The 11,650-nt window shown below is 70.1% G+C and carries 12 protein-coding genes and 1 pseudogene; 10 read left to right on the top strand and 3 right to left on the bottom strand.

Annotated elements, in window-relative coordinates; genetic code table 11:
* Window positions 1–9: 9 nt before the first annotated feature.
* The 9 genes and pseudogenes from E1218_RS31900 to E1218_RS31860 all read left to right on the top strand — a co-directional run bounded on the left by E1218_RS31900 (window position 10) and on the right by E1218_RS31860 (window position 8,510).
* Window positions 10–774, top strand: a complete 765-nt coding sequence (locus E1218_RS31900) for a methylenetetrahydrofolate reductase (RefSeq protein ID WP_132326766.1) — start codon at window positions 10–12, stop codon at window positions 772–774.
* A gap of 199 nt (window positions 775–973) precedes the next feature.
* A pseudogene (locus E1218_RS37590) lies at window positions 974–1,201 on the top strand (4Fe-4S binding protein); the annotation flags it as partial.
* 152 nt (window positions 1,202–1,353) lie between these two features.
* Complete coding sequence (locus tag E1218_RS31890; protein ID WP_132326763.1) at window positions 1,354–1,848, top strand: NADH-quinone oxidoreductase subunit J family protein; 495 nt, start codon at window positions 1,354–1,356, stop codon at window positions 1,846–1,848.
* Between the two features lies 1 nt (window position 1,849).
* Window positions 1,850–2,191, top strand: coding sequence for an NADH-quinone oxidoreductase subunit NuoK (gene nuoK, locus E1218_RS31885; RefSeq protein WP_132326762.1), 342 nt, complete (start codon window positions 1,850–1,852; stop codon window positions 2,189–2,191).
* Window positions 2,188–3,951: an NADH-quinone oxidoreductase subunit 5 family protein gene (locus E1218_RS31880; RefSeq protein WP_132326761.1), complete on the top strand. Its 1,764-nt coding sequence runs from the start codon at window positions 2,188–2,190 to the stop codon at window positions 3,949–3,951. Before nuoK ends, E1218_RS31880 begins: the two co-directional genes overlap by 4 nt.
* Window positions 3,948–5,453 carry a complex I subunit 4 family protein gene (locus E1218_RS31875; protein ID WP_132326760.1) on the top strand — a complete coding sequence of 502 codons (1,506 nt, stop codon included), beginning with the start codon at window positions 3,948–3,950 and terminating at the stop codon, window positions 5,451–5,453. Before E1218_RS31880 ends, E1218_RS31875 begins: the two co-directional genes overlap by 4 nt.
* The gene (locus E1218_RS31870; RefSeq protein ID WP_233712604.1) at window positions 5,438–6,901 is read left to right on the top strand and encodes an NADH-quinone oxidoreductase subunit N; all 1,464 of its coding nucleotides are present in this window, start codon (window positions 5,438–5,440) and stop codon (window positions 6,899–6,901) included. Before E1218_RS31875 ends, E1218_RS31870 begins: the two co-directional genes overlap by 16 nt.
* Window positions 6,902–7,017: 116 nt before the next feature.
* Window positions 7,018–7,215 (top strand): hypothetical protein, encoded by a 198-nt coding sequence (locus tag E1218_RS36340; protein ID WP_165949503.1) that lies wholly within the window; start codon window positions 7,018–7,020, stop codon window positions 7,213–7,215.
* Window positions 7,216–7,490: 275 nt separating this feature from the next.
* Window positions 7,491–8,510, top strand: a complete 1,020-nt coding sequence (locus E1218_RS31860; RefSeq protein WP_132326759.1) for a lactonase family protein — start codon at window positions 7,491–7,493, stop codon at window positions 8,508–8,510.
* 21 nt (window positions 8,511–8,531) lie between these two features.
* On the opposite strand, the gene E1218_RS31855 is transcribed toward E1218_RS31860, so the two are convergent.
* Complete coding sequence (locus tag E1218_RS31855) at window positions 8,532–9,632, bottom strand: hypothetical protein (protein WP_132326758.1); 1,101 nt, start codon at window positions 9,630–9,632, stop codon at window positions 8,532–8,534.
* Between the two features lie 83 nt (window positions 9,633–9,715).
* Window positions 9,716–10,195 (bottom strand): carboxymuconolactone decarboxylase family protein, encoded by a 480-nt coding sequence (locus tag E1218_RS31850; protein ID WP_132326757.1) that lies wholly within the window; start codon window positions 10,193–10,195, stop codon window positions 9,716–9,718.
* Between the two features lie 145 nt (window positions 10,196–10,340).
* Here E1218_RS31850 and E1218_RS31845 point away from each other — a divergent pair, with 145 nt between their 5' ends.
* Entirely contained in the window at window positions 10,341–11,231 is an 891-nt protein-coding gene (locus tag E1218_RS31845; RefSeq protein WP_132326756.1) for an RNA polymerase sigma-70 factor, read from the top strand.
* A gap of 43 nt (window positions 11,232–11,274) precedes the next feature.
* Here the strand turns inward: E1218_RS31845 and E1218_RS31840 are convergent, their stop codons facing one another.
* Window positions 11,275–11,649 (bottom strand): DoxX family protein, encoded by a 375-nt coding sequence (locus E1218_RS31840; RefSeq protein WP_233712603.1) that lies wholly within the window; start codon window positions 11,647–11,649, stop codon window positions 11,275–11,277.
* Window position 11,650 lies beyond the last annotated feature (1 nt).

Genomic DNA, 11,650 nt, shown 5'->3' with positions numbered 1-11,650 from the left:
GGTCGGGGGATGGCCGGGGACGGGTTCGAGTTGGTGTGTGAGGTGGAGCCGCCGACGCGGCCGGATCTGAAGCGGGTGCGGCACCAGATCGGGGTGATGAGTCCGATCGCGGATGCGTTCCTGATCCCTGACAACCACATCGGGCGGGCGACGGTGTCGAGTGTGGCGGTCGCGAACGAGGTGCAGGCGATGGGGTCGCGGGGGATCGCGTGCCTGAACTCCCGGGACCGGAATCTGCTCGGGTTCCGCCGCGATCTGCTCACGGCGGCGGCGTACGGCGTGGAGCAGTTCCTGTTCGTGCACGGTGACGACCCGGCCGAGGGGGCCCGGACGAGCCAGTTGACGGTCCGGACGATGATCGAGCAGGCGCGGGGTACGTCGTACCCGGGGTGCAACCCGTTCCAGGTCGGGGCGACCACGCGGCTGCGGCCGGTGCCGCGGTGGAAGGCCGAGGCGGACTTCCTGTTCGTCCAGGTCAGCTACGACCTGGACGAGCTGCTGCGCTGGCGGGACAGCGTCGACCTGGACGTCCCGGTGTACGCCGGGGTGATGGTGCTGGCGAGCGCGGAGATGGCCCACAACCTGGCGGCACTGCCGCAGCTGAGCATCCCGGACGGACTGATCGCGGCGGTGGAGCAGGACCGGGACGCCGGCGTCGACCACGCCTGCGAGCTGATCGTGAAGCTCCGTGACTCCGGCGCCTTCAGCGGCGTTCACCTGGTACCGGTCAGCCGGTACCGGCAGGTTGCCGCCCGCCTGGAGCGAGAACTCTGACGCCTGGTCGCGCCAGTTTGGGCCGGAACCGACTAGTGTCCTGCTAGCAGGGTCCTACCGGACGGGAGGAGGAGGCGTGGCTGTACCTGGCAAGGGGCTGATCGAGGGGCTGAAGGTCACCGCCAAGACACTGGCCCGCCGCTCCGTCACCGAGCAGTACCCGGATGTCCAGCCCGAGCTGCCGCCGCGGACCCGGGGCGTGATCGCGCTGCTGGAGGAGAACTGCACCTCCTGCATGCTGTGCGCCCGGGAGTGCCCGAGCTGGTGCATCTACATCGACTCGCACACCGAGACCGCGCCGTCGGTCGGTGAGCAGGCGCGGGAGCGCAGCCGGAACGTGCTGGACCGGTTCGCGATCGACTTCAGCCTGTGCATGTACTGCGGGATCTGCATCGAGGCCTGCCCGTTCGACGCGTTGTTCTGGTCGCCGGAGTTCGAGTACGCCGATACCGACATCCGCAACCTGACGCACGAGAAGGACCGGCTGCGCGACTGGATGTGGACGGTGCCGGCACCGCAGCCGATCGACCCCGGCCCGGCCGTCACGGGGTCGGAGACCGCTCCGCCGGAGGGTGAGGCGTGACGACCGCACTCTTCTGTGTTGCCGGAGCAGTCGCCGTCGTCGCGTCCGTCATCGTCGTCACCTCGCGCCGGATCGTGCACGCCGCCCTCTGGCTGGTGGTCGCCCTCGGCGCGGTGGCCGGCTGCTTCGGCGCGCTGCACGCCGAGTTCGTCGCGCTGGTCCAGATCCTGGTGTACGTCGGCGCGATCGTCGTACTCGTGCTGTTCGCGCTGATGCTCACCAAGGCACCGACGAATCCGCTGCCCACGCTCACCTCCGGACGCAGCCCGTTCGCCGCCGCGATCGCCGCTGCCCTGGCGCTGCTCCTCGGCACCGGAGTAGTCCTTGCTTTCGGCAACGAGAAGGTCGATCCGGTGCCGGACGGGTCGGCGGAGGCGGTCGGCACGGCGGTGTTCAAGACCTGGGTGCTGCCCTTCGAGGTGCTCTCGGTGCTCCTGCTGGCCGCGCTGATCGGAGCGATCGCCCTGTCCCAGCGCAAGAAGGAGGACTGACGTGCCGTTGATCCTCCCGCTCCTGCTGGCGGTCCTGCTCTTCTGCATCGGCGTGTACGGCGTACTCGCGCGCCGCAACGCGATCACCCTGCTGATGTCCTTCGAGCTGATGCTGAACGCGGTGAACCTGAACCTGGTCGCCTTCGACGCCTGGCGGCTCGACGGTCTGGCCACCGGTCAGACGCTGGCGGTGTTCGTGATCACGCTGGCCGCGGCCGAGATCGGGCTCGGGCTCGCGATCGTGCTGCTGCTGTTCCGCGGCCACGGGCACGTCGACGCGGACGCCGCCCGCGACCTGGTCGAGCAGGACGCCACCGAGCAGCGGAAGGGTGCGGCCACGTGATCGCGACCGCCTGGCGCGTGCTCGGCGTCGGCTTCTCCCTGCTCGTGGTCCTGACGGCCGGCCTGCTGGCGGGCGCCGAGCCGGGCCGGTCCTCGTTCCTGAACTCGTCGATCGACGGTCTCACACTCGGTTTCGCCGTCCGCACCGACGACCTGACAGTACTGCTGCTCGCAGTCGTCGGGGTGGTCGCGACCTGCGTTCAGGTGTACTCACTCGGCTACCTGCACGAGCGTCCGGCGTCGTACCACGCTCTGGTCGCGTTGTTCACCGCGGCGATGGTGACGGTCGTGGTCGCGGACAGCCTGTTCCTGCTGCTGATCGGCTGGGAGGTGATGGGCGCGTGCTCGTACCTGCTGATCGGTCACTACTGGGAGCGCCGCGACGCCCGCTCCGGCGCGGTCAAGGCGTTCCTGATGACCCGGCTCGGCGATGTCGGCTTCCTGTTCGGCATCTTCGTCCTCGGCGTCGGCGCCGGCACGTTCCGGATCTCCGAGCTCGACCCGGCCGAGCTGTCCTCGGGCGTGCTGACCACCGGGACGCTGCTGCTCCTGGTCGGTGTCGTCGGCAAGTCGGCCCAGGTGCCGCTGCAGACCTGGCTTCCGGACGCCATGCCCGGCCCGAGCCCGGTCAGCGCGCTGATCCACGCCGCCACGATGGTTGCCGCCGGCGTCTTCCTGATCGCCCGCCTGTACGACCTCTTCGCCGCGTCCGCGACCACGCTGACCGTGCTCGCGATCGTCGCCTCGGTGACGATGCTGTTCGCCGCGCTCTGCGCGATGGCCGCGGTCGAGGTGAAGCGAGTGCTCGCCTGGTCGACCGTGAGCCAGCTGGCGATCATGTTCGCCGGGCTGTCGCTGGGCACGTCCGACGGCCGTCATGCCGCGCTTTTCCACCTGGTCACGCACGCGGCGTTCAAGGGTCTGCTGTTCCTCTGCGCCGGCGTCCTGCTCCACCAGATCGGCAGTGCGGCCTTCGTCGTACTGCGTCGGTACACGCGCCGTGGCCGGTTGCGGAAGGCCTTGCCGGTCACGTTCGCGACCATGACGGTCGGTCTGGCCGCGCTCGCCGGCGTACCGGGGTTCGCCGGGTTCTTCTCCAAGGACACCGTGGTCGAGGCGGCCTGGCATCACGCGCAGGACGGCTCGGGTCTTGGCTGGGTCGTGCTGGTGTCGGTGTGCCTGACCGCGGCGCTGACCGCGTTCTACTGCCTAAGGCTGTGGTTGTGGGTGTTCTTCCGGACGCCCGCGCTGGCCGGCGGGATCGGAGCCTTCGAGGACGACGACCCGATGGCCGACCTGGACGAGCCCGACACCTCCAAGCTGCGCGACGCACCGTGGGTGATGCTGTCCCCGCTGGTCCTGCTCGCGATCGCCTCGGTCGTCCTCGGGTACGCCGACGGCGTCCACCTCAACTGGGTCGTCGGACTGGTCACGACCGTGCTGGTGCTGCTCGGGGCGCTGCCGGCGTACTCCTTGTGGTCGCGGGGTGCGGATCCGCGGCCGGTGGTGCTCGAGCGTGAGTTCGGCGTCGACCCGCTGTACCACCGGCTGTTCGCCGTACCGGCGCGCTGGCTGGCCCGGCTGACGGTCGCGGGGGACCGGGACGTGATCGGGGCCTACGTACGGGCGACGGGACGCACGGGGACCCTGGTGTCGCAAGGCTTCCGGAGGATGCAGACCGGAAATGTGCAGACCTACCTGACGGCGGCTGTGGTCGGCGTGGTGGCGATCGCTGTGCTGGCTGGGGTGATCGGGTCGTGAACGCGATCTTGCTGGGGATTCTCGCGCTGCCGTTGCTGGCGGCTCTTGCGTTGTGGGCGCTGCCGGCCGCGATCGGCGATCGGCTGGCGGCGCTCTACGGCTCGGTGGTGTCCGGACTCGTGCTGGCCGGGTCGCTGATTCTCTGGCCGTGGAACGACGGCTGGTTCGCGTACACACCGGACGAGCGCGCGCTGCGGGCGGCGACGGACGTGCCGTGGATCCCCGCGCTCGGGGTGCGGTTCCACGTCGCGGTGGACTCGATCTCGATGCCGCTGATCGTGCTGACCGCGCTGCTGGTGTTCCTGTGCTGCCTGTACTCGTTGCGGATCACGCCGCGGATCGGCCGGACCCGGTCGCTGATCGCGTTGCTGCTGGTCATCGAGGCCGGCGTGATCGGCACGTTCTCCGCGATGGACCTGGTGCTGTTCTTCCTCTGCTTCGAGATCGTGCTGATCCCGATGTGGCTGGTCATCGACATCTGGGGTGACGAGCACGATCCGGCCGGCCGCAAACGGGCCGCGACCACGTTCGTGCTGATGACGGTGCTCGGGTCGGCGCTGATGCTGCTCGGGTTCCTGCTCGTGTACCGGCAGGCGGGCACGTTCGACATCGTCCGGTTGACGAACGCGCCGGTGCTCGGCGGGCACGGCATCCCGCTGGCCGCGGCGATCCTGATCGCGGTCGGGCTCGCGGTCAAGGTGCCGCTGTGGCCGCTGCACATCTGGCTGCCCGACGCGCACGCCAAGGCGCCGACGGTCGGGTCGGTCCTGCTGGCGGGCGTGCTGCTGAAGCTCGGCACGTACGGCATGATCCGGATCCTGCTCCCGGTGCTGCCGGACGCGACCGTGACGATCGCGCCGTACCTGGCCGGGTTCTCCACCGTGGCGATCATCGCCGGGTCGCTGGCCTGCTTGGCGCAGACCGACGTGAAGCGGCTGATCGCGTACTCGAGCGTCGGGCACATGGGCTTCATCGGGCTCGGGATCTCCACGCTGTCGCCGGCCGGCCTGCGCGGCGCGCTGTTCGCGAACATCGCCCACGGGATCATCACCGGCCTGCTGTTCTTCCTCGCCGGAGCGATCAAGGACCGGCACGACACCAGCGACCTGCGGGCGATCGGACGGGCGCTGTACGCGCGGTTGCCACGGATCGGTGCACTGCTGACGTTCGCCTGCCTGGCGTCGCTCGGGCTGCCCGGGCTGGCCGGATTCTGGGGCGAGATGCTGGTCCTGCTCGGCGCGTACGACCCCAGTGACCTGTTGCCGCGGACCACCTACCTGGTGCTGATGGTGATCGCCGGGCTCGGGACCGTGCTGACCGCGGCCTACTTCCTCCGCCTGGTCCGCAATCTCTGCCAGGGTGACCCCGCCGAGCACCCGGCCACGGCGTTCGCGGTCGACCTGAGCCGGATCGAACTGATCACCTGGGCACCCCTGGTCGCGCTCACGGTCCTCCTCGGCGTCTGGCCCGGCCTCCTGCTGCACCAATGGGGGAATCTGTGACCCTGACCTGGACTGACTGGCAGGCGGTTGCCGTGCCGCTCGCGCTGGCGATCGGGGCGGTCGCCGTACTGTTGGTCGACGCCTTCTGGCGGAGTGCGACCGCTCAGCTCCGGCACACCGTAGTCACGTTGCTGACCGGCGCGGTGATCCTGTTCGGACTCGTGTTCGTGTGGGCGCAGCGGGACGACTTCAAACCGGCGTTCTGCCGGCCGGCGGTCGAAGGGCCGGCCGAGTGCAGCCTGGTGTTCGAGCCGATGACCGCCGGGTTGTGGGCGGTGCTGCTGATCGGCGGCCTCGGCGTCGTCGGACTGTCGGCGTACCGGCTGCTGGCGTCGGACATCCCGGTCGGCGAGTATCACTTCCTGCTGCTCAGCGCGCTCTCCGGCGCGACCGTGCTCGCCGGGGCGCGCGACCTCGCCACGGTCGTGATCGGTCTCGAGGTCGTGTCGCTGCCGAGCTTCGCGATGGTCGCGCTGCGCCGGGACCGCCGCGGCTCCGAGGGCGCGCTGAAGGCGTTCCTGGTGTCGGTCCTGTCGACCGCGGTGATGCTGTTCGGCATCTCCTACCTGTACGGCGTGACCGGCTCGCTCTACCTGACCACGATCGCGAACCGGCTGGCCGGGCTCGACCCCGACCTGGAGCGGGTCGCGTTCGCGGCCGGGCTGTTCGTGATCGTCGGGTTCGCGTTCAAGATCGCGGCGGTGCCGTTCCACGCCTGGCTTCCGGACACCTACGTCGGGGCGCCGGTCGAGGTGACCGCCTTCCTCGCGGTGGTGTCGAAGTCGGCCGGCGTCGCCGGTCTGCTCGTGCTCGTGACGACCGGGATCGCGCCGAACGGCTCGGATCTGCGCACGGTGGTCGCGGTCCTCGCGGCCGTGACGATGACGGTCGGCAACCTGGCCGCGCTCCGGCAGGTCGAGGCGGTCCGGCTGCTGGCCTGGTCGTCGATCGGCCAGGTCGGCTTCCTGCTGGCGCCGCTCGCGGTCGGTGACGCACAGGCGGTCGTCGGGTACCTGGCGGCGTACGTCGTGGTGACGCTGGGCGCGTTCGGCTCGGTCGCCGTGGTGCAGCGGCACCGGCCGGGTGGGCTGCTGACGGACTACCGCGGCATGGTGCGCTCCGAGCCGGGGCTGGCGGTCGCGCTGATCTTCTTCCTGGTCGTGCTGGCCGGTCTGCCGCCGGGTCTCGCCGGGCTGTTCACCAAGTTCGCCGCGTTCCAGGCCGTCATCGACGCGCACCTCGGCTGGCTCGCGATCGTGATGGCCATCAACGTGATGATCGGCCTCGCGGTCTACCTGCGCTGGGTCGCCGAACTGTTCCGGCTGCCCGCCGACGACCCGTTCTCGGTCGACATCGAGTCCCCGGCGGTCGCCATGATCTCGCTCTGCGCCGCGACCGCCGCCGTACTGTCCGTCCTCCCGAGCACCATGTTCGCGCTCGCCACCTGACAGCTTCAGGACAACCACGGCGGGCCGGTTCGGGGAGAGCGCAGGAGACGCGCATCCGCCCCGCTTGGACAGATCGACAGGACGTATACCTCCACTGAGGAGGCGGGGCCGGTCGTGTGAGCGTACGTCCGCGCGTCATCCGCAAACACCTCCTGTCGAAATGTCGCCCACACCCCGGGCTGGGGCAGTGGCAGGTGGATGGCGTCGACGTCACCGGCGCGGTTCGGTGTCTGTGCGCCGCCGCGATGGATCCGCACGCGATAGCCGAGCTCGGTGAGCAGGAGGGCAAAGGTCCGTTCAGCTGGAAGCAGTAGCCACCGGTCTCCCGCGCGATGATCCGCTTCGCCGTCTCCTCCGGGTCGAGTGGCCCGCCCGGTGCCAGCTGGAACTGCATGGATTCGTACGGCACCTGGTCGACGAACGCCTCGTGCAACTGCGACAAAGCGTCGAGCCGCGGCGGGCCGTCGTACTCGCCGACTCCGATCCATCGCGCGAACGCCTGCGTGTCCACGCGCCCCAGGCTAGGCGCGGCTGCGCTGACTGTGGACGGGGCGTGCCACAGCCACCACGACCTGGCAGGGTAGGAGCCATGACCACTGAGCGGATCTATGTCGGGAGCTACACGAGTCAGCCGGGCGGCGGCCAGGGCATCGGGTTCGGGCCACCGGCGGGGATCGGGCTGGTCGCCACGACCACCGACCCGTCCTTCCTGGTCAGGTCCGCCGACGGGCGGTTCCTCTACGTCACCAACGAGACCGAGAGCGGCAGCGTCAGCGCGTTCGCGATCCAGCCGGACGGTGGGCTGGAGCCGCTGAACGAGCAGCCGACCGGCGGCGACCACCCGTGCCACCTGGACATCGACCCGTCCGGCCGGTTCCTGCTGTCGGCGAACTACACGTCCGGGTCGGTCGCCGTCCACCCGATCGGCGCCGACGGATCGCTCGGCGAGGCGACCCAGGTGCTGCAGCGCGAGGGCACCGGGCCGAACCAGGAGCGCCAGGAGGGTCCGCACGCGCACCAGATCGCGTTCGACCCGTCCGGCGCCTACACGCTCGACGTCGACCTCGGCTCGGACTCGGTCTACGTGTCCACGCTGACCGAGGACGGCCGGCTGGAGGAGGCCGACCGGCTGCGCATCCACCCGGGCGCGGGTCCGCGGCACCTGGTGTTCCACCCGAGCGCGGGTGCGGCGTACGTGATCAACGAGCTCGACTCCACGCTCACCGTGTGCAGCTACACCGACGGGAAGCTGCAGATCGTGCAGACCGCGTCCACCCGGCCGGCCGACTCCCCGGGCGACAACTTCCCGGCCGAGCTGCTGATCTCCGCCGACGGCCGCCACCTGTACGGCTCGAACCGCGGCGACAACACGGTCGCCGTGTTCGCGATCGCCGGCGACGGCCTGTCGGTCGAGCTCGTGCAGACGATCGACTCCGGCGGCGACTGGCCCCGCCACCTTGCCTTCAGCAACGACGGGACCCGGCTGTACGCCGCCAACGAGCGCTCCGACACCATCGCCACCTTCACGATCGCCGCCGGAGACGGCACCCTCACCCCCGACGGCGACCCGGTGACCTGGCCGAAGCCGGTCTGCATCCTGCCGGTCTGATGTCCTGAGTCGGCTGGGGGACTAGGACTTCGCGGCCAGGTACAGGCGGAGGATCGTGTCGTAGTCGATGATCTCGGCCGCCGCGTCCGTGAGGTCGTCGGCGGTCACGGTCTGGTGGCTGGCGACGACCAGGACCTTGCGCGGTTCGCTCACCTCGACGCCGTACTTCGTCTGCACGAAGGTGCGGTTCTCGGCCTCGTCGAAGTACCCGGCGTACTTCGCGAGCTGGGCCGCGCCTTCGCCGACCGTGGCCGAGCGGCGGTGCTTCTTGCCGGCCTCGCGGAGCGGCAGGCCGAGGTCGCCGACGATGTGCGTGCCGTCGGCGCGCTCGAGGATGAAGTCGGGGGTGACCGTGCCGTCCGGGCCCTCGAGCGACGGCCGGGGGATCAGCCGGGTCGCGTCGAACGCCGTCAGCAGGATGTTCTCGTGCTCGGCGAGGAAGCTTTCGGGGGTGGCGTTCTGCAGGCCGTGCGCGAGGTACGTGCTGGCGAACGCCTCGCTCTTCAGGGCCTCGTCGCCGCGCGGGGCGCTGACCGTGCCGACCGGGTCGAGGTGCGGTGCCGCGTTCGCGAAGTTCCGGAGGAAGTCCAGGTACTTGCCGGCCGGCTCGGACCGGTGGATCGAGAGCGCGAAGAAGGTCCAGTGCAGCCGGACCGCCCGGCCGGCCGAGTGCGCGAGCAGGACCCGGTCGAACGTCGAGTAGTTGCCGGGCGCGAACTTGAGCAGCTGGTCGCCCGGGCCGACGTACTCCGTGCCGAGGATCTTCTCGATCCCCGGGAACCAGTCGACCAGTTCCCGGCGGGCGGCGTCGGTGGCGACGGTCGCGTCCTTGACGATGTTCTCGCCGGGCAACGACAGCACCGGCGAGCCGTCGGCGAGGCCGAAGTACTCCTCGATGCTGTTCGCCTTCTGCCGCCGTACTTCGAGGGCGCGGTACTCGCGGCTGACGCCGACCAGTTCGACGATGTTCCAGTCCGGGGTCTCGGTCAGCACCATCAGTCGGGGGTAGAGCAGTTGCCCCGGCAGTTCGCCTGCGTGGCTGCCCGGCAGATGGTCACTGACACTCTTGAGGTGATCGCCCCAGAACTGAGTGTTCACCTTCACGAACTCGGTCGGTTTCAACGCCCGCTCCTCTCGAACTGTCGGTCCTCAGAGGAAACCACGGCCCGGCCCACCGCTATTCCGGCGGGCCGGGCCGCGCGTCGTCACTCGACCAGTGCGGCGAACATCCCCGGCTGGTACGAGCCGCCCGGGTTGCGGACGATCACCTGCATCCGGTTCGCCGCGTTGATCAGGCCGACCAGCGTGACCAGGGCGGCGATCTGGTCGTCGTCGTAGTGCTCGCGCACCGTGGCCCAGGTCTCGTCGGACACACCCGGGTGGGCGTCGGCGAGCCGGGTGCCCTCCTCGGCCAGCGCCAGCGCGGCCCGCTCGGCCTCGGTGAACACCGTGGACTCGCGCCAGCCGGCGACCAGGTGCAGCCGGACCGACGTCTCACCGGCGGCCGCGGCCTCCTTGGTGTGCATGTCGATGCAGGCACCGCAGCCGTTGATCTGGCTGGCGCGCAGGCTGACGAGCTCCCGCGTGGCCTTCGGCAGCGGCGACTGCTCGAGCAGCTGGTTGAGACCCGCGAACCGCTTGCCGAGCCGCATCGCGAACGGGTTCTCCATCAGGTTGAATCGCATTGACCTCGTCCTTGCTCGTAGGCGTTTCGACCACGAGACGCGGGCGGCCCGACGCCTGTGACTGTGACCTGAGCCACCAGAACCGGATGTCACAGACTGGTGGGGGCCGGCGTCCCGTGCACGAGAAAGTCGAGAGGATGCACCTATGAGCGAGCGCATGGACTCCGCCACCGAGGCCTTCGTCACCCATCGCAACCTGCTGTTCACCGTCGCGTACGAGCTGCTCGGTTCGGCGGCCGACGCGGAGGACGTCCTGCAGGAGACCTGGCTGCGGTGGGTCGACGTCGACCTCGACGAGGTCCGGAACCACCGCGCGTACCTGGTCCAGATCACCACCCGCCAGGCGCTCACCCGGTTGCGCACGCTCGGTCGCCGGCGCGAGTCGTACGTCGGCCCATGGCTGCCCGAACCGCTCCTGACCGCACCCGACGTGGCCGAGGACGTCGAATTGGCCGACAGCGTGTCGATGGCGATGCTGCTCGTTCTCGAGACTCTCACCCCGACCGAACGGGCCGTGTTCGTCCTGCGCGAGGTCTTCGCCCTCGAGTACGACGAGATCGCCGAGGCGGTCGGCAAGTCGCAGGTCGCCGTCCGGCAGATCGCTCACCGGGCCCGGAACCATGTCGCCGCCCGCCGGCCGCGCGGGCTGGTGTCGGCGGCCGAGTCGCGGGACGCGCTCGAGGCGTTCCAGCGGGCGATCGAGACCGGCGACCTCCAGGGTCTGCTCGACCGGCTCGCGCCGGACGTCGTCCTCCTGGGTGACGGCGGCGGCGTCCGCCAGGCCGTCCCGCGCCCGATCGTCGGCGTCGACAAGGTGGCCCGCCTGCTCGAGGCCGGCCTGCCGAAGCTCCCCGGCGACGTCTCGGTCGAGCCCGTCCAGATCAACGGCAGCCCCGCGCTGATCATCCGCATCGGCGACGAGATCGACGACGTCGTCGCCATGCGCGTCGAGGACGGCCTGATCACCGGCCTCTACATCGTCCGCAACCCCGAGAAGCTCTCCCGGGTCGAGCTCGAAACCGCCGTCACCCGCTGACCGCACAGAACAGCCCCCTCGGCGTCGAGGGGGCTGTTCTGCGTCACGCGGTGAACGACTCCGGCCCGAACCGGCCCCAGGCGACGAACCCGGCCAGCACGAGGTAGACCAGGTCGGCCACCATGAACTTGTACTCGCGCCGCCGGCCCCGCGTGATCAGGGCGCCGACCATGATCAGCGCCAGGCCCACCGCGGCCACCGGCACCACGCCCGGCGCGATGTCGAGGACGGCCGGCAGGATCAGCCCGATCCCGCCCAGCACCTCCAGCACGCCGATCGCCTTCACCGCTGCCGGGCTGAACTCCTCGGTCCAGTGCGCACTCGGCCCGAACGCGTAGATCTTCTCCTTCGGGACGAGGACCTTCCCGCTGCCACCGGCGAGGTACGCCACCGCCAGCACGCCGGCCACGACCCACAAC

Source organism: Kribbella turkmenica, from assembly GCF_004348725.1.
GTDB lineage: Bacteria > Actinomycetota > Actinomycetes > Propionibacteriales > Kribbellaceae > Kribbella > Kribbella turkmenica.
The sequence above is the reverse complement of the archived record's forward strand: the minus strand, read 5'-3'. Positions and strand labels throughout refer to the sequence as shown.

What these genes read in the sequence shown, in the direction of transcription:
- E1218_RS31850 (WP_132326757.1), bottom strand. Translation starts at nt 10,195, where the DNA reads ATGCGATTCAACCTGATGGAGAACCCGTTCGCGATGCGGCTCGGCAAG.
- E1218_RS31900 (WP_132326766.1), top strand. Translation starts at nt 10, where the DNA reads ATGGCCGGGGACGGGTTCGAGTTGGTGTGTGAGGTGGAGCCGCCGACG.
- E1218_RS31845 (WP_132326756.1), top strand. Translation starts at nt 10,341, where the DNA reads ATGAGCGAGCGCATGGACTCCGCCACCGAGGCCTTCGTCACCCATCGC.
- E1218_RS31860 (WP_132326759.1), top strand. Translation starts at nt 7,491, where the DNA reads ATGACCACTGAGCGGATCTATGTCGGGAGCTACACGAGTCAGCCGGGC.
- E1218_RS31870 (WP_233712604.1), top strand. Translation starts at nt 5,438, where the DNA reads ATGGGGGAATCTGTGACCCTGACCTGGACTGACTGGCAGGCGGTTGCC.